The following is a 21,092-nucleotide window of genomic DNA, read 5'->3' as shown; positions in this document are numbered from 1 at the left end:
AGTCCTCCGCCCATTTTTATTAATTATATTGAAACACAAAAACCCGGAAAGGGCACTTTTTATCAGTGTCCGCTTTCCGGGTTACAGTTCAATGTAGCCATCCTCTTTTTTTACATTGTTCAATCAAACCTTTATACTTTTATCTGTTAATTTTTCCTCCTGCATAACATCTTTTCGTTTACCCTTTCCTCTTGTGGACAAGATAACCCCTGTTATAACAAGGAAACCACCAAATAGCTGCGCCCAAATAACTTTTTCCCCAAGGAATAATACCGCTCCAATAATCGTAAAGACTGGGAGCAAATTTAAAAATATGGATGCACGAGATGGCCCGATGTCTTGAACGCCTTTATTCCAGAACATAAGCGCAATAATAGAAGGAAATATTCCCAAATATAAGAGTCCTAATATTTTCTCAAGTGTAAATAAACTTTCTATCCCGCGAAGCCATTCCACTAAGGCAAAAGGAAACAAAACAACAACAGCCAAACTAAGCATGATGGTCAGCCCACCATATGCAGGATATTTGCTGTTATGCTCCTTTACGAGAATCGAATATATTGACCACATCAACATAGCGACTAACATAATAATATCGCCAATATTGAATTGCAGCCCAGTAATCACTTGCCATGAACCCTTTGTTATGACCCATATTGCACCGGTTAAAGATAGTACCATCCCGAAATATTGCAACTTGTTTAACCGTTCCTTCAAAAAGAGAGCACCAATAATGATGGTGAATATTGGAGCAGTTGTTTCAACAATCGCTGCATTTGTTGATGTCGTATAAACTAATGAACTGTAGACAAGAAGGTTGAATAATATAATGCCTGTAAATCCCATTCCGATAAGCGGTTTCCATTCCTTTTTAAACAGTTCACGCTTTGCTTTTAGTTGCTTTATTCCAAAAGGTAGTATAATCAATAAGGCAATAAAACATCTAAAAAATGTAATAGTAAAGGCAGGCAAGTCATTTATCGCTCTTCCTACTAATAAATTCCCAGCAAATATAATAACGGTAATAAGTAATAATACATATGATTTGAACATTTTAAACACCTACTTTACAAACTAGGTCGCTCCATTACTAGTTTTGCATTGCTAAAGTAAAAAAGCAAACCGATGAGGTTCGCTTTTTTCAATTAATCTAGTATATTACATAAACCCATGATTATTCAAATGTTCCCTTTACTACTGCCTTTCCATTTTGGACCATTACTTGCCCTTTGGCAATTACTGTATCAATGTTTAGTAGATTTTCATCTAATAAAACAACATCTGCATCTAATCCCGTTTTAATTTGGCCTTTTTGGCTAAGCTTTAATATGGCTGCTGGATTTTTTGTAACAACCTGAATAGCTTGTTCAATTGGAATATGCTCCTGTATTATGGCGTCGCGCACTTCTTCAAATAGACTATTTATTTTTGCAACCTTCAATCCAATAAAATTTCCCTGTTCATCAAAATCAGGCAGGCTACCTTGTGCATCGGAAGTAAATGTCACCTGATCGATAGAAACACCTTCTGCCAACATTCTTTTTAACGCCTTGCTGCTTTTCACGGTTGAGGTATCTAATCCTTTTGGTATTGTACTTGTTGTGAAATCTACATATCCACCCTTTTTTGCATATTGTAGGCCTGCTTCAAGTAGCCTTTCATTTCTATTTATATGTGTGGGATGAAACTGTTTAATTGGAATATCTGTAGTATTTACCACTTCCTCTAATAACGATAAACAGCTTTCACCTCCCCCAACATGAACATTAATGACGCCTGCTTTACCAGATAACATCCCTCCGACACGTGCTTGTGAGGCAAGTCTCGCAAACTCTTCAACTGTTGGTTGAGATGACCTGTGATCAGCAATTGCAATTTCTCCGCATCCAATAATGAGGTCAATTAAAATGATATCGTCTTCAATACTTCCTGTAAGGGTTTTGACAGGTACTTGATAGGAACCAGTATGGGCATAACAGGTGATCCCCTCTTCCGACAACGCTCTTGCCTTAGCCACTAAGTTTGTCATTGTCCTTGTTGTGCCGTCTGTACCAATAACACCTACTATGGTCGTTACACCGCTCAATGTTGCATCGGATAATTGTAATTCGGGGGTCCGAGTTTTATAGCTTCCTTCACCACCACCCCCTGTAATATGTACATGTGAATCAATAAAACCAGGAACTACAATTTTCCCCTTTGCATCAATAACTTCTATATTCACAAAATTATTTGGAACAGTTATTCGATCCTCTATATGCCCTATTTTGCTACCGATTAAAAGTAAATCCTTTACCCCTAAGTATTCAGGTGCATAAACTTGTCCATTTTTAATGAGTTTTAACATATTCCTTCCCACTTTCTCCTCTATAAGTATCCTTTCTTTCATTAAAACATGAAAAATTCTTATAAGAAAAGATATAACTATACATTTAAACATTTTATTAGGGTATTTTTCTAAAAACTTATCGACAAATTATTGTAATTTTCTGTTAATTCGGCAGTTTATTGTCTCTATTTTTTCTAAAGAAAATAACAATAGTAATTATTTGATACCAATACGGAGTACTTTTTAAGAAATTTACTTAAAAACCACATTTTTACAATTTTAGGACAACCTTTTCTTGTAAGAATTTGACTTTTATCAATCGACATACTTCTGCACAATGCTCCCCTGCTTTTATATATACTAAGTGAAACAAACAGATACATAGATAAAACTGTTTTCAATTATTTATTGAAGTGAAGCAGTTAAGGGCAAACCTATTGAAAAATAGGGACGCAAAGTCACAGGTCTAAGGTTTTACAACTAGGATGGCTGGACTGCCTGATATGCACTTGTATTTTAGGAGGGGAATACAGTGGAGCAAAAGGTGAGAGAGTCCTTAGATCAGGAGTGGGTTGTACTTATTTTGGAGGCGTTGCGTATGGGAATAAGTGAGGAGGAAATTAAAGTCTTCTTCGTCGAAAAAAGAACAGCTAGAAGCAGTTACCAGGACTAAACGATTATTTTTCGCAAAAATGTTCTTCATACAAAACAAAACCTTCTGTATATGTTATAATTATCAGGACAAGGAAGGTGAAGAACATGATCGGAGAACGTATTAAACAGCTTCGTTTACAGAAAAAAATGTCTTTGTCTGAGTTAGCGGAAGAAGCAGGAGTTGCCAAATCCTATTTAAGTTCTATTGAACGCAACCTCCAATCAAATCCTTCTATTCAGTTCTTAGAAAAGATATCCTCGGTTTTAGGTGTTTCTGTAAATACTTTTCTTTATGACAGCACGAAAGTATCTGATAATGACATGCTAGATACTGAGTGGGTTAATCTAGTTCAAGAAGCGATGAATTCAGGTGTTTCAAAGGATGAATTTAAAGAGTTTTTAGAGTTCAATAAATGGAAGCTCCAAAACAAGTAAAAACAAAGCTAGGTCCAAATAAGACCTAGCTTTGTTTCGTTTTAGTCAAGATCAGCAGGATACACAATTCCATTCTGCTTTCGAACTTGTTCAGATATTTTAGCTGTCAGGAGAGAATGGTTAAATGAATTACGTGTAGATTCTGTTTTGTGATGTTTTATTAAATCGATAAACTCTTTCGCTTCATAAAACATCGTATTGTCATGCTGAGTTTGTGTAATATCCTCTACCCTTCCATCCCGGTATTTTATTTCGACCTTCCCAAGGTTATTAATTTGATCAATGATGATATTTCCATCTTCCCCTTGTATTTCTGAAGATACATAGGAATCAGCTATTTTTGAATACATAATAATAGCATCCATCTCCTCATACTGTAGCAAGACACTTCCTTCACCATCCACACCTGAACTCAGCATTATCCCATTTGCCTTTATACTTTTTGGTTCTCCAAACAATACAACTAGTGGATATATACAGTAAACCCCAATATCCATTAGAGCTCCATTTGAAAACTTTGGATTAAAAGCATTTAACACAGTCCCTTGTTTATAAGCATCATACCTGGAAGAATACTGACAGTAGCTTGCAAAAAATCGTCTCACTTTTCCAATTTTATGTAAATTATCCTGAATACTTATAAAGTTTGGAAGAAAACTTGTCTTAAGAGCTTCCATTAACAAAACACCATTCTTCTTAGCTGCCTCAACCATTTTCACTACTTCTTTCACGTTAGAAGCTAACGGTTTTTCACACATGACATGCTTACCAGCATTCATACAAATTATCGCTTGTTCGGCATGGAAAGAATTTGGACTCGCAATGTAAACCGCATCTATTTCTTTACTTGCTGCAAATTTTTCTATACTAGTAAAGGTCAAAGTAGCTCCATGCTTTTCCGCAAACTCTTCTGCTTTTTGTTCTGTTCTTGAATAAACAGCAACCAATGAAAAATCTTCTATATTACTTGCTGCATCGAGGAATCTTGTTGTTATCCAGTTGGTCCCAATAACTCCGAAGCGTATCATCTTCACAATCCTCTCTCATCCGTTTTTTCTGCTTACTATTCATAGTAGCAGATTATACCGTGTCATGAATAGAATACATACCCCGTTATCAAACGTATATTTTTTATGTTAAAAAACAATTTTTTTTCATAAGCTATATGGAGTACTTATAAAACGGTAAAAATTACACCTAGGAGGTAATTACATGGCGTTAAATGTAACCCAAAAATTGATTAAGGATCACCTCGTTTCAGGAGAGATGAAACCAGGAGAAGAAATTGGGTTAAAAATTGATCAAACCTTAACACAGGATGCAACAGGTACAATGGTGATGCTAGAGCTTGAAGCAATGGGATTAAATTATGCAAAAACGGAGGCTTCAGCTCAATATGTCGATCATAACCTTATTCAAGTAGATAGTAAAAATCCTGATGATCATCTGTTTTTACAAAGTGCAACGAGAAGGTTTGGACTTTATTATAGCCGCCCCGGGAACGGTGTAAGTCATCCCGTTCACATGCAACGATTAGCGAAACCAGGTAAGACATTACTCGGCTCAGATAGTCATACTTGTGCGAATGGATGTATGGGTATGCTTGCAATGGGTGCAGGTGGTATTGATGTCGCCATGGCAATTGCCGGGGAGCCATTTTATGTGAAAATGCCAAAAGTTTGGGGAATTAAGCTAACTGGGGAGCTACCTGAATGGGTTGGTGCAAAGGATGTTATTTTAGAACTGTTGCGTCGGTATGATGTAAAAGGTGGCGTTGGTACCGTAATAGAATATTATGGTCCTGGATTAAAAAGCTTAGATGCAATGGACCGTCACGTTATCGCCAACATGGGGGCTGAACTCGGTGCAACAGGAACTGTTTTTCCATCGGATGGGGAAATCAAACGCTTTTTGAAAGACCAAGGACGAGAAGATGATTGGATGAAACTAGTAGCAGATCGTGGAGCTGACTATGATTTGCATGAAGAAATCAATTTGTCCGAAATAGAGCCAATGGTTGCCAAACCTTCTAGTCCTGGCAACGTAGTACCCGTAAAGGAAATAGCCGGGGAGCCAATATATCAATCTTATCTAGGGTCTTCAGCTAATCCTGGTTTTAGGGATTTTGCAATAGCTTCCGAAATTGTCAAAGGGAAACATATTGCTGACGGTGTTTCCTTTGATATAAACCCTACTTCTAGGCAAATGTTAATGGATCTTGTAAAGGAAGGACATATCGCAAATTTATTACAATCGGGAGCTCGTCTCCACCAAGCTGGATGTAATGGATGTATTGGAATGGGGCAGGCCCCTGCTACCGGTAGGAATAGCCTTCGTACTACACCGAGAAACTTCCCAGGTCGTTCTGGTACGAAAGAAGATAGTGTGTTTTTGTGTGGTCCGGAAACTGCAGCAGCATCTGCATTAACAGGAAAAATAACAGATCCTAGAACGTTAAATATGAAATATCCAAAGGTGAAAAACCCTAAAAATTCAACTATTGATGATCAACTACTTGATAAGCCATTATCACCAGAAGATGCCAAAAATGTAGAGCTTTATAAAGGACCTAACATTGCCTCTATACCTGAAATGGATGTACTACCTGATGAACTTACTCTTCCTATCTTATTAAAAATGGGCGACAACATATCAACGGATGAAATTTTAGCAGGTGGTGCACGCGTACTCCCATTCCGAAGCAACTTGCCAGAAATAAGTAAATTTACGTTTGAAATTATTGATGATACTTATTATCAACGAGGGATGGCTACACGTAATAAAGGTGGTCACGCAGTAGTCGGTGGATTCAACTATGGCCAAGGGTCTAGCCGTGAACATGCTGCTTTAGCTCCGCGTTATTTAGGATTAAGAGTCGCCCTCGTGAAGGACTTTGCACGTATCCACTGGCAGAACCTCGTTAATTTTGGGGTATTACCATTAACCTTTGCCAGCGAGGAAGACTACAACAAACTTGAACAGGGAGACGTTCTCCAATTTAAAGATTTAAGAGACAAGATAAAGCAAAGCAATGAATTTTCTGTTCGTGTGGAAGATAAAAATGTAGACATAAAAGTTAAGCATGCATTGTCCCCTAGACAAATTGATATTATGCTACAAGGCGGACTAATTAATTGGGTAAAGAATCGTCAAAATAGTACTATTTAAAATGGAATTTTTTTATAAAAAAAAGGAAAACTAATGGTAGTTAAGAAAGACAAGGAGAGATAGCAATGGTTGATCGAAATCATATTTGCAAGGCATGTGATGGAGTAGGGCTTTTAGCTGATGACGAAGAGTGGCAATATACGTGTACTGTTTGTGGCGGAGACGGTATATTTCTGCCTGGAGATAGCCCCGAACCTGATGCACCATTTTCTGTAGATGAAAATAATCGGGTTCTTGAATAGGGTATATCCCAATCGAAAAATCAGTTTTTTAATAAACTGTTCCGTTTTTGAGGTGCATATCATTTAAATGGATTAAAAAAGGCGTGCAAATTGACAAAAGATTTGGCACGTCTTTTTTTTTGAGTTTTTGACATCTAGATTTTAACTTCTTCAACTAAAGGACCGTTACTTGAATAAGAACCTAAACATTAAAAATTGCTATTGAATAGCTCTAAAATATGCTCCTTAATATCTTCCTTTTCCTGTTCCGTTAATTCATTTGCCATTGGTTCATTTTCACCAAACTGTTCGGACAATATAATAGTCATAGGTTCATCAATATATACCTCTTCATCGCCGTTTTGAGTTGTTGAATGTAGTAAACGGGTTTTAATATAATTGCCCTCTTTATCGTAGAAATCTTCAATGAGTCTAGCTTCAACTTTCAGATTTTCACCTGTTCCAAACATTGAAATTTGTGAATTAACTAATTTATAATCTCCTTCTTCGTGAGAAACAGTTTCTGCTTTATATGCCTCTACTTTTTCAGTTTTTTCTTCCTCATTAACTGAATTAGTTGAATTTTGATTTACAACACACCCCACCAGTAAAGCAATGATTAAAACAATAACAAGATATTTTATAATTTCTTTCATAACGCATCCCCCGATTTTATTCGATTGTTCAATTATCCTGCTTAGTTAGCGAAATAAGAGCTGCCAACCGACAACAACTCATTCAGTTTTTAATGTTTTTATATTGCTCTCTTTCAAATCTTTCTTCTAGCTCCCCTGTTATTGCGTTGAACAACAAGTAAATCATGGATTTCTTTGTTTTAGTCCATCCAATTACCATCACAAGTGGAATTTTTTTCTCAGAGTCTTTCTTGATACCAAAATTATATCCCTTAGCAAAAATGTCCCCTGGATATATCTTGGTGATTTTCTTTCCCTTTTTGAGTAATTCAGGTGTATCATACTTGAATTCTTCAATATCAGAGATAAAGTAGTTTTTAGGCATACTGTCTAATTCATTAGGGAAATGTTTTGTTTTCCACACTTCTCCATCACGAATAGATACTAAATACAAATCCTTTTTACCTGGTGTACCAAATTGGAAATTCCAATGTTTTCTTCTACCATCCATTCCTGTTGGCGTTTCATCTCTATCAACACTAATTCCAAGATATAACCTTGCTTCTTTATTCCACTTTAACGCCTCTTTTTGTGCGACTTCCATTGCTTCTTGTAATGTTAAACTCAATTCTGTATTAGAAATTTCTCTTGTTTCATTTTGACTTATTATTTTTCCATGGACTACAAAAGTTAAAGTAATTATTGATAATGCTAAAATTGAAATTACAGTAAAAAGTTTCATTTTATTCTCCTTTGATTTTTTATCAAAGGTTATTTTTCCCTACTATTTATTGGATATGTTGTTTGTTCCTTCTTCAACTCTTTTTGCGAAATGCGAGTACCCTTGTTCAACATTCGCTCCCTTTAGTGAAAAATGTTCAATATGCTTTTTTTAGTCTTCTTCTTTTTTCAAAGCTTTCTTTATACCCGATGAAATAAGTACACCTACACATCCAGCTACACTCAAAATTATAACAAGTTCCCAAGCTACTTTTTCATTAGACGAAATTGCCATAATTACTGCTGAAACGATTATCCCTATAATCCACGTAAGTAAAAATTTAATTGTATACAAATACTCCCCCCTAAAATTGATATAAACTCTTTATTAAATCCTTCTTCTTCGTTACTCTAACAAAGGAAGACTATTACCCTTGTTCAACATTCGCTCCCGTTAGTTGAAAAACTAATTCTCTTTAATTAGATTTCAATTTTTATCGTAATATTTATAATTCCGAAATTCGTAACTATTTATATTTTCATGAGGAAAATCAACCCAAGTAACAGTTGCTTGATAAGGAGTAAAATATTGTTCTAATGTTGTACCATTTATATCAACCTGCATTTTAGCAATTTTATTTTCATTATTCGTTACGAGCATTTTGGACTTCCCTTTAACGGTAAGAACATACTAAAAGAATCATTATTATGAGAACTAAAACGTTGCCAGACATAATTCCCCTTTTGATTTTTATTAAATTCGATATATGACGGACTATTATTAGATAGACCTACAATTCTTAAATCATCAACATCGTTTATATCTAATATTTCAATTTCCTTATTTTTAAAGCTATCAATAGAATTAATCACCTTAACAATAGATGCCTTATTATTTCCATATAGCACTTTTGAATTATAAAAATAATAGGCAGCCAATGAGATCAGTATTAATACAGCTAAAAATATTCCTGTTTTTTTCTTCCCCACCGTTCTTTCACCCCCATAATACTATTCCTTATTACACAATCCTGCCCATTAGTACAATTGGATGTGCCCAACTCGACATCCCTTGCTAAACTCTTGCACAGTTTGTTTAGTATAATGACTGAGGACTATCAGCCATCTATTAGAAAGAATTAAAGCACCAGTTAGTAAAATGAAGATTAGTCTGACTGCCAAAGGAGATATACCGAAATACTCTGCTATCCCTCCACAAACACCACTTATAGACTTATCTGTTGAAGACTTTTTAACTTACTTTTAAATTCAATCCCCCTCTTAACAGAACCTAATAAAAATCCTACTCATAACCAATACTTTTATTAAATATTACTGGTCATTAACACAGAATCCATATGATTAAATTTTAACATAAAATTCCAATTATCACTGTGAAAATCAAAATAAAAAGACCGTCTAATGACGATCCTCTTGTACCCTTTAACATTTTTTATTTTCTGTGCATAACAAATTGAGATTTACTAAACTTAAAGTTATTTTTCTCGTAAAAAGGGATTAAATCCTTTTCACACTGATAATATCAATATCTGAAAGTTCGTCTAGCAGTCGTGAAACAAGTTTTGTCCCTATGCCTGTTTTTTGGAATTCTTTATGTATGACAACATCCTCAATATATGCCCGAAAGCTTCCGTCTGATACAGCTCGTGCAAAGCCTATAAGAACATCATTTTTCCAAATACCAACTGAAATTACTCGTTGTAGCATAAGCTCAATATCTTGTTCTTTTCTTTCACCCCACCACCCTGCATCATGATAGAGTGTCATTAAATCATTAGCCTTAATTGGTCTTTCAGCAAAACTCATAATTTTGAAACTCACAACACCACTCCTTTTTTACTATATTTAATATATACTAGTTTTATTAAAAATGTCTTAAAGTTTACTACTCATTAGTTAAAAACAAGAAAAATGGCATGGGCAATTTCCATACCATTTTCTATGCCATTTTCATTATATGAACCCAAAATAGTTATTCTTTAAGAAAACATGGGTTATCTGAATTGAATAGTTTGTTACTATGATTTTGTTCGCCTAAAAATAAAGTAGACAACAAAACCTATTAAAGCTCCTACTGAGTTTAATATAATATCATCTACATCAAAGCTTCCTACCCGGAAATATAATTGAGACGTTTCCAATATAGTGATCCCTAGTAAAAAAACGACTAAAAAAGATAGGACATTACGCAATTTGATAAACAAACAAGGTAGAAAGATACCAAATGGTATGAACACAACAATATTTCCACCTATATTAATAATCCAGGTTAGGAACGGAAAATGAGAAAAATAAGTGAAATAATTTTTGATTGTAGAAAACGGTGTGAAATTGTATTTATATTCTTCACTTGGAATCCGGGAAAAACCGAAGAACATCCAATAAATGAGTAACGATGTATACATAAAAAATACGATCCAAACTATTTTTCTCACTATAATCACCTATTTAAAATCTATTTTAATTACGAGCAATTTATTTAATAAATTTATTTAACATATAGAAATTTCTTTATAAAAGATCTTTTCTACAATAGTTGTTGCTTGATTTCCTTAAACTGCGAAGTAACTATAGGTATGCATTTTGATGAGTGCTACACGACTGCTTCGGCAGAATACTTTGCTTTCCACGGCCTCAGCCTCCTCACGAAAAACCACCGCTGCGGGGTCTTCAGACACGTGCTATCACGTAGGAGTCTGCGTATTCTGCCTACGCTAAGATTGACTTTCTGATTCAAGGATAGTGGTAAACCATTTAGGCATGTTAGATAATTCTTCCCTACCTCTATGACTATATTTTTAACTTTCTTTTTCCCAATTCATCCGTACATTAAAGATAAGCACATGCTTAGCGAAGGAAATACACGTAGACTCCTGCGGGACAGCGAAGACGTTGAGACCCCACAGCGAGCGATTTTTGCGAGTGAGGAGGCTCAGCGCGAGCCCGTGGAAAGCGTAGTGTATTTCCGTAGCGGCCGTGATTCATACATATTAAGTTACGTCGCATTTTCCATCAACTCTGATACAATTGACAACAATCTTTACGTATAGTGCTTTATAAAAAATGTGCTTTTTCATTATACTGATTTTCATCCATCATTAATAGACGTTACCCTAGGTAAATTTATTCCAATCCTTCTATAAATTTAAGAAAAATAGCCAACTCCATTAACTGGAGTTGGCATCTATTTTAAAAGGAGTGTTCAATGGGTGCTACTAACGGGGAAACTTAAAAAATATTTAATTGTACAAGAAGTGCTACTAGAATTTGAACTAGTACTTGTAGGGAAACAGCTACATCTGTGTCGCGTGTTCTTACATCTACTTTTTCGCAGCCTTCAATTAAAATCTTTTGTTTATTTACTTGGTCGATTTCAGCACGTTGTAAAAGCTCCTTCGTTACAAGCTCTGCACGGTTGCTATCAGCAATAGAAATGTTTACTACTAGAGCAATTGCAACCTGAACTGCTGCCTGAATAGAAACAGCCACTTGGGTATCTGTTGATGTTACGTTAACATCACAAGAATCCCTGATTTCAATTATTTCAAATGAACCTTGAAAAGTTTCTGATTCCTGAACGTCCGTAGAAGCTAGTGCTGCATCACTGTTACCACCACAGAATGCATGGTCCTCAATAGGATCAATATCTCTTCGTCTTCTTCTCTTAGCCATTATTCACCACTCTCCTTCTCTTTCGTTTTGTTTAATAACTTACGAAGGGGACTTTCAACAGCCTGTAAATTTTCAGATATTTTTTCAGGCCCCTCATCATTTTGGGATACATAATCATTGACTATTGATTCTAGGTTTTTAGCTATTTCTCTTAATTCTTGCTTTTGTTCGTCGGATAAGTCTACTAAGCTTTGTTTATCACCAGCAATATTGTGCTTTTTCAAAACACTAGTAACAGTCATCCCCGCTAAACTTTTGGATAGCCTTGATAGCTCTTGGTTCATATCACTCAATATCTTTCACTCCTTTCTGTTATCTTCACTAACTACTATATTAATTTCTATTAATCCGGACAGGGCTGTACCCTATTCTATTGAAAAAAAGGTAGATGTCTTAGTAGATTTGACCCTATGCAAATTAGAAACTTGGCTATTTCGCCATTTAGCAAAATGAGAGTAATAAAAATACCTTAGCTTTTCAGCTAAGGTACATACTTATATGTCTTATATAAAACTATTTCGATTTAAAAACGGAACTCCAAAACCAAAACAAGTCATCTGTAGAAATACCTAAAAGGGATTATAAAAACGATTCCCATCATGAAAAGTAACAATGATTGATACGATAAACAACACCGTTAAAAAAGTAATGGCCATATAATCCCCTACCTTAAAGGGCCTTGCTCTATACCACGTTCTTTTTTTGTTTTTCCCAAACCCTCTTAGGTCCATACTGTTACTAATAACTTCAATTCGTTCTAAGCTAGAAAAAATAAGAGGCACGATAATAGCAGCCGCATTTTTCAGTCTTCGTGATAGCTTTTCTTTTCTGGAAAGATCAATTCCTCTTGCTTGTTGCGCAAGCGCAATGTTGCGATAGTCCCGCTGAATATCAGGAATATAACGCAATGCAATGGCGACAGAATAGGCAATTCGATAGCTTACTCCAATTCTATTTAAGGAGGAGGCAAATTCACTCGGTTGGGTTGTAACCATAAATAACAAGGCAGCAGGAATGACGACAAAATATTTTAATGTAATATTGATCTGATAAAATATTTGTTCTGCTGTTAAGTCATATCTCCCTGGTAGATCCCACAAAACATGTTTTGTACCGTAAATCCCAACGCCCTCTTGAGGAGAGAAAAGGTAAATAGCTATATTATTAAGCATTAAAAAAGTTAAGATTAACAGGAGGACAAAGGATACTTCCTTCAACTTTATTTTTGAAATTTTAAATATGACAATACTAGCTACAAATAAAAATAATAGAATTCTAGTATCGTAGGTGAGCATTGCCGTAAAGGACCATAACAGCAAACAAATTAGCTTTGTGGCACCTGTTAAGGAATGAATGGGAGATTTTTTATCAATATAGGACAACATTTCTACTGCCATCTATGTCGCACCTCCCGGTCATAATGAATAAACTGTTGAACAAATTCTCTTGGTTGTGAAATACCTGACCGTAAAGCTAGTTCGAATAAAGACGTTTCTTTTAAATTTGCCTTTTTGATTACTCTTTCATCTGTTAGAAGGTTTGCAGCAGTGTCATCTGCAATTTTTTCCCCATTTGAAATCGCAATTCCTCTCGGCGTATATTCCAGCATCAAGTGCATATCATGCGTAATCATCATAATGGTCACACCTAGTTTATTTAACTCGACGAGAAATTCCATTATTTCCGTATAGTGTCGGAAGTCTTGTCCAGCAGTTGGTTCGTCTAAAATAAGGACTTCTGGATTCATCACCAAAACAGAAGCAATAGTCACTCGCTTCTTTTGACCAAAGCTCAAAGCATTAATTGGCCACTTACGAAATGGATATAGCCCACATATTTTAAGTGTTTTTTCTACTCGTTCCTCTATTTCTTTTTCCGGAATCCCTCTAACTTTTAACCCAAAGGCTACTTCATCAAAAATAAGATGCTTGGAAATCATGTGGTTAGGATTTTGCATAACGATACCGATTTTTTCTGCACGTTCTTTAATAGAATCATCTGTAATATCTCGACCATTTAACAGTATTTTCCCTGTACTCGGTCTTTCGAAGCCACAGATTAACTTGGAAAGTGTTGATTTACCAGCACCATTTTTGCCTACTATACTTATCATCTCCCCTTTTTGAATCGAGAAGGAGATATTATGTAATATTTGTTTATCTGAATCATAACCAAATGATATATTTTGAAGTTCTAAAGCAATAGGCTCGTTTGAACTATGCTTTTTAGCGTTAATTGCTTCAAACCAACTTTGAAGCTTATCTTTACAGTTCTCCACCTTAACTTTATGAATATGTTCAGGTTCTATTTCCGGTGTCACTTCACACCCAGCATATTTCAGCGCTTTTACATACAATGGTTCCCTTAGATTATTTTCTTCTAATACAGTAGAAGATAAAAGCTCATTTGGGATTGCATCACATACAATTTTCCCTTCATTCACAACGATAATCCGGTCAACCTTTGAATGTAGTACATCTTCTAGCCGGTGTTCGATAATAACAATTGTTTTATTTGTTTCTTTTTGAATGTCATCAATTAAATCGATAGCGTGCTTTCCTGTAGCAGGATCCAGGTTTGCTAACGGTTCATCAAACAATAAAATGTCTACGTTGTCCACCATCACACCACCGAGAGAAACCCTCTGTTTCTGCCCTCCAGACAGATGATGAATAGAGGCTGATAGAAACTCATCCATTTCTACTAATTTTGCCACCTGGCTTACCCGATTAACCATTTCGTCTTGAGGTGTACAATCATTCTCTAAAGAAAAAGCGATGTCTTCGGCTACTGTAATCCCTATAAACTGACTATCTGGATCTTGTAATACAGTGCCCACCATTTTTGAACGCTCAAAAATACTTTGGTTATATACTTCCTGCCCATTCATTTTCAAACTACCCGTTTTTTCACCTTTATAAGAATGAGGAATTAAACCATTTATGCAATGAGCAAGTGTGCTTTTTCCTGATCCAGAAGGACCAACAATTAACACCTTTTCCCCTTCATAAATGGTTAAATTAATATCATGTAGTGTTGGCTGTGCCTGACTACGATACTTGAATCCAAAGTTTTCAAATTGAATGATAGGTTTTTTCATTATGTATCCCCTGCCGTTACTATCTATTGATATATCATTCTATCATTTTTTTGCTAGAAAGGTAAAAACCGGAAGCTAGAGCCTCCGGTTGATGAGGAAATTTAAGCCTCTATATCTAGGCTATTACTTTTACTGCGCGTTTTAGCATATGCAAGTAATAAGATTGTACCAATTACACCTACTGTTACGATGTTTGACGTACCTGCAATCAAACCTTGAACAAAGACTTTATTCGCTGGTTCTGCGTAAATGAGAATATCTAGTATTGGGGCCAATAAGAACCAACCAACCCCTTGTGCAACTACTTGACCAATATTGAAGGAAATAATTTGCTTACGGCCAAATTCTCCCTCTTCAATGTTGACACTTTTTGAGAATAATCCGATGACTAAACCGACAAAAGCAGAAACAACTACCCAGCTCCACCATACAGATCCCCAAACGACAAAATCAGTTAGAGCGTGACCAATAAGACCGATAAGTAATCCAGCTAAAGGCCCGAACACGATAGCCATTAAAGCTAAAAAGGCATAGGAAGTTTGTATGTTTGTATTAGGTATACCAGACGGAATTGCTGCAAAACGGTTTAAAATGACAAATACGGCTGTTCCAATCCCAATCGCTACAATTGTTTTCGTTGCTAATTTTGCATTCATTTATATAACCTCTCCTCTAATTATAAATAATTTTAGGTGCTTTACGTATAGAAATTCGCCAGTTTGATCCAGTTCCGATGTTGTATGCATTGGCAAAAGAACCTTGGTTGATGGCAACTGCCATATTGTCTAACGAATTAACATAAACAAGCGGTTCTCCAACATTAATATCCGCAAAAGAACGACCATACGTCATAATGTTTTTATACACTTTTCTCGTATCATTTTCGATTGTCACTTCCATCGTGTCCCCGTACTCAATACCAAGTGTTAAAAATAATTCTCGGCTTACATTTGTCCAAAGGTTTCCAAAACGAATATCTAATATATCAATAATTCCTGTTAAAACTTCATCCTTTATACGGGCTTCGAAAAAGGGTAAGTTGACAATAGCTTCTAATGATAACGATGGTCCGACTTCTTCAAAGCTGATCACTCCTGCAGCTAACCTCGCACCTGTGTAAGCATAAATGTCTCGCCCATGAAACGTGTGAGATGCTCCAGATTTCGGGAGGCGATTTACTTTTTCATCAATAATTCTCGCTTCTACAATTCCAATACTGTTGTTGATATGTGTGAGTGTACCGTTATCTGGTGTAACGATGTATTGGTCAGACGCAGTTTTTACGACAACACTATTACGGTCTGAGCCTACTCCCGGGTCTACAACAGAAACAAAAACTGCATTTTTTGGCCAATATGTAATGGTTTGTAATAGTCGATAGGATGCTTCCCAAATATTGTACGGGGGAATATCATGTGTTAAATCAAATATTGGAATAGTTGGATCAACAGAATGCGCTACTCCATACATGGCACTCACAGCCCCATCACTCAAACCAAAATCAGATTGCAATACCAATGCATGACTCAAAAAAATACTCCCCTTTCATGATTGTTTTTTGTTACTTGATTTTTTCATTCTTTGTTACCAAAGTCTGTAGTTGAAATACGCTTCGCTTTCCGCTGCTTCCCAATGAACCTCCTCGACTTCGTCTGGTGGATTTCATTTGGGCACGCATCCCGAAGGAGCCTTCGTTTCAACTACTTAGTTGCGTTTTACAAAATAAATAAAAGAAATAAAACCAGTACGTTTTCTTTTTAACCTATCCCAAAAGCTTTCTGTTCCTTTTCATCAATCGCCCCCTAATTAAAATTAAAAAAACCACGCCCTTATCTTTAATAGATAAGGACGCGGTTTTAATCGCGTGGTACCACCTTAGTTCACTGTCAGTTCACACAAACAGTCTCATCAAGTACAAAACATCCTAACACTTTCATCGGTTTTATACTGTGGTATTGATAACGAGTACCAAATCTCGTCGAAACCTACTAATATCTGAAGATACGTTCAGTCCGCAGCTCAGAGCCCATTTTCAAATCAGCATTTTTGCTTCTTTTCAGCTACCGAAGCTCTCTGTGAAAAAATAACTTGATTTTACTTTCTCTCTTCATTGCCTTTATTTGTTATGAGTAATAATACATGAGCTTTAATTAAAATGCAATAATTATTTTTCTAAAAATTCACTTAATAAGGTTAATTTATCATTATTGGGTTATTATCCCTTTATATTTACATACAGATTGATAAATTCTTCCTTTAGCATCGACATTGTAATTGCGTCATGATAAGCAAAATCATAGTATAAGCTTTGCCTTTTTACCCCTTCTTTTTTAAAACCGAGTTTTTCATAAGCTTTTATTGCTCTAGCATTATAAGAAAAAACCTCTAGTTCTATTCGGTGAAGGTTAAGTGTTCCAAATCCATGCTTTAACATTAACTGCATCGCTTCTGTCCCATATCCATTCCCTAGATAGTCTTCGTTGTGAATTTCAATTCTAATGTTAGCGTTTCGGTTAAATGTATCAATAGAATTAATTTCTACATCACCAATTATTGTGTCATTATCTGATGTCACAATAAGTAAAAAGACTCTGCTTGCATCATTCGAAATCTTTTCTGAATACTCATCCATAAAATTTTTGGTGTAAACCCTTTGAAGTCCTGTAAGCTTCCGTATTTTCTCATTGCAAATACCATCATATACGACCTCTATATCCTCTTTTTCAAATGGTTTTAAATATACTTTCTCTCCAATAAACAGTTTTACTTTCTTCGTTTGCATGTCGTACCACTTCTTTCCACTCTATTTTTATAGTTCAATAATAATTGAACAACTTATTAATAGTCAATGGTTTTAGAACAAATATTTTTGTTCTTCATTTGGTGAATGCAAAATGATATACTCATTATATCTATAGGAGGTTGATTTAATGAATTTTCACATCCACTTAAAATATTCACCAATCCACGAGTTAATCATTAGTTTTCTTTTATATAAAAGACAGTCTAAATTAAAGTACATAAATGTCGGGAAAGAATGGACACACGAAATTCGGGAGAAAGTAAGTTCTTCCTTATTAAATAAAATAGATAATTTAACGGATCTGCAGTTATTTGATCTGCTAGATGTTTTGGTTGAATCTACGGATGAATCATCTAGTATTGAAGAAGTTCTACAAAGTATTCAACAGCAAACTCCTGGTGAGCTATACGAACAGCTTGCTCCGTCTTTAATGGATAACGAAAGTCTCCCAAATAATCTTGCAGAAGCTCGAGATGAATTAGTAGAAATATTATCGGGTTGGCATACACAATACTTTTCTAATAAAGAAGGGGACATTTCTCATAAGTTATTAGGGGAATTAGCTAAGGCAAAGCTTTTAGCAGTGGAGAATAATAAAGAAGAGCTACTAGATGCCTTAACGAACGGTGTAAAACTGGAAACAGAAGCGTTTAAGGATGTCTATTTGATTCCAACGTACCATTTCAAACCGTTGGCAACCTATCATACTGTACGAGGAAAATTGTATTGTTTATTCCCAGAACAGCCTGATAACACTACTAGGTTACTAAGTGTCGGGAAAGCAATTTCGGATCAAAAAAGGGTAGACATTTTGCAATTGCTGCTTCATAAAAAATTAACTTTCACGGAAATAGCAAAATGCATTGGCGGCTCTAAAGGTAATGTCCATCACCATCTGATGATTTTACGCTCAGCAGGATTATTGCATACTCATTTTACTAATCAAGATGGTCCTTTTGTCTTTAGTACGAGGACAACCCCTCTTCGACACATAGAGTCATGCCTAATATAAAAACAATTTGTATAAGCCCAAAACTAAGAACGGTTATTTCCATTACCCTATGCCAAAAGACACCCCCAATTTTCTATCGTAGTGGGAGTGTCTTTTATCTATTTCTTATTTTGCTAATTCGTAAATAGCTCTTGCATAAATGGCTGTTGCTTTTAATAAATCCTCTACTTCGATATACTCATCCTTTTGATGGGCTGTCATTTCTTTTCCAGGAAAACATGCACCAAACGCAACACCTTTTTCCATAAAACGAGCATAAGTTCCTCCACCTGTAGACAATAGTGTTGGTTCTAAACCAGTTTCCTCCTGATAAGCTTTTTGAAGAGCATGAATCATAGGATGATCACCATCCACATGGTGAGGATTAGATTGTCTTAAGTCTGTAATACGAAAACCTTTTTCTTCTATTGTAGCTTTTAATTGATTTTTTGTTTGTTCATAATTAGTCGATACCGGACAACGGATATTGAGATAAACAACATTTTCACTGCCTTTTTGATAACTTAGAATTCCTGGATTTACTGTTAAGGGACCTGTTAGGTCATCACAGTAAGTTATTCCAAGATTATTTCCTTCATAATCCTTGTGAAGCGTTGCTATAAATTGAAGAAACGTGATTGCATCCTGCTGAACATCATAATTTTGCAAAAATGTTGCAATCGTTGTCCCTGCATTTAGTCCGATGTGAGGCTCCATGCCATGTGCAGAAACCCCAAATAAAGTAAGTTCTAATTCAGAGTCTCCGGAATCAATATTATATTGTAATCCTTCTTGATCACAAAAAGCCATAAAGTCTTTATGTAATTGCTCCGTAGCTCCTTTAAGTACTACCTTCGCTCTTTCTGGTACCATATTAATTCGGTTACCCGCTTCAAAGGAAACTAGTTCAATTGATGATTGCTCTGCCGATCCGTCGTTTGCCACCGTTAGCTTAACATTAATTTGTCCCTTTTCTGCATGAATAATAGGGAAATCAGCATCCGGAGCAAATCCAACTGCAGGCATATTCTCCACTTCTTTATAGTGACGCATACAGCTCATGCCACTTTCTTCATCAGTACCAAAAATGATCCGGACGTTTTTGCTTAAAGGTAAACCTAGTTCCTTCACTATTTTAAGTCCATAAAACGCAGCTATTGTTGGGCCCTTGTCATCAATGGCACCTCTTGCATAAATTTTCCCAGCTCGAATAGCCGGTTCAAAAGGTGGGCTCGTCCAGGTACCAGTAGCTGGTACGACATCAACATGGCATAAAACACCAATATTAGTTGCATTATCATGACTACCATACTGTCCGTGACCAGCGAATCCATCAATGTTCTTTGTATCAAATCCCGCTTTTTCTGATAGGTTCAAAACGTATTGAAGTGCTTCTCCTATCTTTGCCCCCATTGGATGTTCAGCAGTTTTCGTTTGTTCATCCTTTACACTTTCTATTTGTAATAACCCAAATAGATCATTTATTAGTTCATCTTTTCTTTTTACTACTTCCTCATGCCAGTTAACCATCTTTTCACCTCTTCAATTACTTTCTAATTATTGTTTCCGCCTCCATGTAGAATAACTATTGTAACTTACTAAAAAATGCTATACTACACTCATAACCTAATAATGGAGGATGAATATATGCTCTGTCCAGTTTGTGATTCAGTAAATTTAAGAGAAATTGAAAAACATAATATTCTAATTGATACGTGTCCTAGTTGTAAAGGAGTCTGGCTTGATCGTGGAGAATTAGATAAAATTATAAATGAGCTCCAAGATGACTCGTATGTTGAACCACAAGTAGAATCTAGACGCGAACAAAAACCTTATTATAAAGAGGATTACCCTCAAAAAAGTTCCGATTATTATAAACATCCTAAACATAAAAAGAAAAATAAAGTAGTCGATATTATCGGCGATTTGTTCGGTTAAGAAAAAGCTATCCAGAAGTCATATTCTGGATAGCCTTTTTGTTATCATTACGAGCATTTACAATCCTCCACAGCTTTTGGGAGAACTTTGCTTTTTAATGATTTCATCTCTAATGCCACCATCAGAAAGCTCTTCAGAAAATGCATGATCATTATTTTTCTCCTGATCGTTTTTTCTTTCCTTTTTCTGTCTATCCATTCTGATGATCCTCAGTACCAGTTAAATAACTATTCTCTCCTGGCGCAAAATTAACATTTTGTAGATTTATTTCAGCATCATCCGGGTGTTCGGTTTGATGTTCTATTTCTGGTATTTCAACCTGTTCTATTTCCACATTCTCAACATTTTTCTTTTTCAAGTTAACACAACTCCTTTCACCAATTAGTTTCCCAAGATATGTTTCAA

At 35.6% G+C, this 21,092-nt stretch carries 27 protein-coding genes, 1 riboswitch and 1 other annotated feature; of the genes, 6 read left to right on the top strand and 21 right to left on the bottom strand.

Annotated features, from left to right (window positions below):
• Positions 1-123: 123 nt before the first annotated feature.
• Positions 124-1,053, bottom strand: a complete 930-nt coding sequence (locus HNQ94_RS16970; RefSeq protein WP_174497236.1) for a DMT family transporter — start codon at positions 1,051-1,053, stop codon at positions 124-126.
• A gap of 121 nt (positions 1,054-1,174) precedes the next feature.
• The gene (gene iadA / locus HNQ94_RS16965) at positions 1,175-2,347 is read right to left on the bottom strand and encodes a beta-aspartyl-peptidase (RefSeq protein ID WP_174497237.1); all 1,173 of its coding nucleotides are present in this window, start codon (positions 2,345-2,347) and stop codon (positions 1,175-1,177) included.
• 399 nt (positions 2,348-2,746) lie between these two features.
• Positions 2,747-2,831, top strand: a riboswitch (cyclic di-GMP riboswitch).
• Positions 2,832-2,861: 30 nt separating this feature from the next.
• Here iadA and HNQ94_RS19480 point away from each other — a divergent pair.
• Together HNQ94_RS19480 and HNQ94_RS16955 are read left to right on the top strand one after the other, a co-directional pair.
• Positions 2,862-3,002 carry an anti-repressor SinI family protein gene (locus HNQ94_RS19480; RefSeq protein ID WP_174497238.1) on the top strand — a complete coding sequence of 47 codons (141 nt, stop codon included), beginning with the start codon at positions 2,862-2,864 and terminating at the stop codon, positions 3,000-3,002.
• An 86-nt stretch (positions 3,003-3,088) separates the two neighbouring features.
• Positions 3,089-3,418: a helix-turn-helix domain-containing protein gene (locus HNQ94_RS16955; protein ID WP_174497239.1), complete on the top strand. Its 330-nt coding sequence runs from the start codon at positions 3,089-3,091 to the stop codon at positions 3,416-3,418.
• Positions 3,419-3,459: 41 nt separating this feature from the next.
• Here HNQ94_RS16955 and HNQ94_RS16950 read toward each other — a convergent pair whose 3' ends face one another.
• Positions 3,460-4,446, bottom strand: a complete 987-nt coding sequence (locus HNQ94_RS16950) for a Gfo/Idh/MocA family protein (protein WP_174497240.1) — start codon at positions 4,444-4,446, stop codon at positions 3,460-3,462.
• Between the two features lie 184 nt (positions 4,447-4,630).
• Between HNQ94_RS16950 and HNQ94_RS16945 the strand changes: the two genes are divergently transcribed.
• Positions 4,631-6,586 (top strand): aconitate hydratase, encoded by a 1,956-nt coding sequence (locus tag HNQ94_RS16945; RefSeq protein WP_174497241.1) that lies wholly within the window; start codon positions 4,631-4,633, stop codon positions 6,584-6,586.
• A 65-nt stretch (positions 6,587-6,651) separates the two neighbouring features.
• Positions 6,652-6,828 carry a hypothetical protein gene (locus tag HNQ94_RS16940; protein ID WP_174497242.1) on the top strand — a complete coding sequence of 59 codons (177 nt, stop codon included), beginning with the start codon at positions 6,652-6,654 and terminating at the stop codon, positions 6,826-6,828.
• A 188-nt stretch (positions 6,829-7,016) separates the two neighbouring features.
• On the opposite strand, the gene HNQ94_RS16935 is transcribed toward HNQ94_RS16940, so the two are convergent.
• The 15 genes from HNQ94_RS16935 to HNQ94_RS16865 all read right to left on the bottom strand — a co-directional run bounded on the left by HNQ94_RS16935 (position 7,017) and on the right by HNQ94_RS16865 (position 17,737).
• Complete coding sequence (locus HNQ94_RS16935) at positions 7,017-7,463, bottom strand: hypothetical protein (RefSeq protein WP_174497243.1); 447 nt, start codon at positions 7,461-7,463, stop codon at positions 7,017-7,019.
• Positions 7,464-7,545: 82 nt separating this feature from the next.
• Entirely contained in the window at positions 7,546-8,184 is a 639-nt protein-coding gene (locus HNQ94_RS16930; protein WP_174497244.1) for a hypothetical protein, read from the bottom strand.
• Positions 8,185-8,334: 150 nt separating this feature from the next.
• Positions 8,335-8,517: a hypothetical protein gene (locus HNQ94_RS16925; protein WP_174497245.1), complete on the bottom strand. Its 183-nt coding sequence runs from the start codon at positions 8,515-8,517 to the stop codon at positions 8,335-8,337.
• Between the two features lie 132 nt (positions 8,518-8,649).
• The gene (locus HNQ94_RS16920; RefSeq protein WP_174497246.1) at positions 8,650-8,823 is read right to left on the bottom strand and encodes a hypothetical protein; all 174 of its coding nucleotides are present in this window, start codon (positions 8,821-8,823) and stop codon (positions 8,650-8,652) included.
• Complete coding sequence (locus tag HNQ94_RS16915) at positions 8,814-9,152, bottom strand: hypothetical protein (protein ID WP_174497247.1); 339 nt, start codon at positions 9,150-9,152, stop codon at positions 8,814-8,816. The genes HNQ94_RS16920 and HNQ94_RS16915 overlap by 10 nt, the downstream gene beginning before the upstream one ends.
• Positions 9,153-9,200: 48 nt before the next feature.
• Positions 9,201-9,371 carry a PspC domain-containing protein gene (locus HNQ94_RS16910; RefSeq protein WP_311771637.1) on the bottom strand — a complete coding sequence of 57 codons (171 nt, stop codon included), beginning with the start codon at positions 9,369-9,371 and terminating at the stop codon, positions 9,201-9,203.
• A gap of 309 nt (positions 9,372-9,680) precedes the next feature.
• A complete protein-coding gene (locus HNQ94_RS16905) occupies positions 9,681-10,004 on the bottom strand; it encodes a GNAT family N-acetyltransferase (RefSeq protein ID WP_311771636.1) in 324 nt (107 codons plus the stop codon).
• A 197-nt stretch (positions 10,005-10,201) separates the two neighbouring features.
• A complete protein-coding gene (locus tag HNQ94_RS16900; protein ID WP_246200042.1) occupies positions 10,202-10,618 on the bottom strand; it encodes a VanZ family protein in 417 nt (138 codons plus the stop codon).
• 793 nt (positions 10,619-11,411) lie between these two features.
• On the bottom strand, positions 11,412-11,855 hold the full coding sequence (locus tag HNQ94_RS16895; protein WP_174497248.1) for a spore coat protein: 444 nt from the start codon (positions 11,853-11,855) through the stop codon (positions 11,412-11,414).
• Complete coding sequence (locus tag HNQ94_RS16890) at positions 11,855-12,148, bottom strand: hypothetical protein (RefSeq protein WP_174497249.1); 294 nt, start codon at positions 12,146-12,148, stop codon at positions 11,855-11,857. Before HNQ94_RS16890 ends, HNQ94_RS16895 begins: the two co-directional genes overlap by 1 nt.
• Positions 12,149-12,424: 276 nt before the next feature.
• Positions 12,425-13,252, bottom strand: coding sequence for an energy-coupling factor transporter transmembrane component T family protein (locus tag HNQ94_RS16885; protein WP_174497250.1), 828 nt, complete (start codon positions 13,250-13,252; stop codon positions 12,425-12,427).
• Positions 13,243-14,955, bottom strand: a complete 1,713-nt coding sequence (locus HNQ94_RS16880; protein WP_174497251.1) for an ABC transporter ATP-binding protein — start codon at positions 14,953-14,955, stop codon at positions 13,243-13,245. Before HNQ94_RS16880 ends, HNQ94_RS16885 begins: the two co-directional genes overlap by 10 nt.
• Before the next feature lie 101 nt (positions 14,956-15,056).
• Complete coding sequence (locus tag HNQ94_RS16875) at positions 15,057-15,611, bottom strand: ECF-type riboflavin transporter substrate-binding protein (RefSeq protein WP_174497252.1); 555 nt, start codon at positions 15,609-15,611, stop codon at positions 15,057-15,059.
• A gap of 16 nt (positions 15,612-15,627) precedes the next feature.
• Positions 15,628-16,425: an SAM hydrolase/SAM-dependent halogenase family protein gene (locus tag HNQ94_RS16870; protein WP_246200047.1), complete on the bottom strand. Its 798-nt coding sequence runs from the start codon at positions 16,423-16,425 to the stop codon at positions 15,628-15,630.
• 371 nt (positions 16,426-16,796) lie between these two features.
• Positions 16,797-17,075, bottom strand: a binding site (T-box leader).
• A gap of 95 nt (positions 17,076-17,170) precedes the next feature.
• Positions 17,171-17,737, bottom strand: coding sequence for a GNAT family N-acetyltransferase (locus HNQ94_RS16865; protein ID WP_174497254.1), 567 nt, complete (start codon positions 17,735-17,737; stop codon positions 17,171-17,173).
• A 148-nt stretch (positions 17,738-17,885) separates the two neighbouring features.
• On the opposite strand from HNQ94_RS16865, the gene HNQ94_RS16860 reads away from it, so the two are divergent.
• Complete coding sequence (locus HNQ94_RS16860; protein ID WP_174497255.1) at positions 17,886-18,770, top strand: ArsR/SmtB family transcription factor; 885 nt, start codon at positions 17,886-17,888, stop codon at positions 18,768-18,770.
• Positions 18,771-18,875: 105 nt separating this feature from the next.
• Here the strand turns inward: HNQ94_RS16860 and pepV are convergent, their stop codons facing one another.
• Complete coding sequence (gene pepV, locus HNQ94_RS16855) at positions 18,876-20,279, bottom strand: dipeptidase PepV (protein WP_174497256.1); 1,404 nt, start codon at positions 20,277-20,279, stop codon at positions 18,876-18,878.
• 117 nt (positions 20,280-20,396) lie between these two features.
• Here pepV and HNQ94_RS16850 point away from each other — a divergent pair, with 117 nt between their 5' ends.
• Positions 20,397-20,687 (top strand): TFIIB-type zinc ribbon-containing protein, encoded by a 291-nt coding sequence (locus HNQ94_RS16850; RefSeq protein ID WP_174497257.1) that lies wholly within the window; start codon positions 20,397-20,399, stop codon positions 20,685-20,687.
• Between the two features lie 57 nt (positions 20,688-20,744).
• Here HNQ94_RS16850 and HNQ94_RS16845 read toward each other — a convergent pair whose 3' ends face one another.
• Entirely contained in the window at positions 20,745-20,885 is a 141-nt protein-coding gene (locus tag HNQ94_RS16845; RefSeq protein WP_174497258.1) for a hypothetical protein, read from the bottom strand.
• Positions 20,878-21,045: a hypothetical protein gene (locus tag HNQ94_RS16840; RefSeq protein ID WP_174497259.1), complete on the bottom strand. Its 168-nt coding sequence runs from the start codon at positions 21,043-21,045 to the stop codon at positions 20,878-20,880. Before HNQ94_RS16840 ends, HNQ94_RS16845 begins: the two co-directional genes overlap by 8 nt.
• Positions 21,046-21,092: the final 47 nt, after the last annotated feature.

Origin of the sequence: Salirhabdus euzebyi (assembly GCF_014207435.1) — a bacterium.
Classification (GTDB): domain Bacteria; phylum Bacillota; class Bacilli; order Bacillales; family Alkalibacillaceae; genus Salirhabdus; species Salirhabdus euzebyi.
Note: the sequence above shows the minus strand (reverse complement) of the source record. Positions and strands in the feature narration are given on the sequence as shown.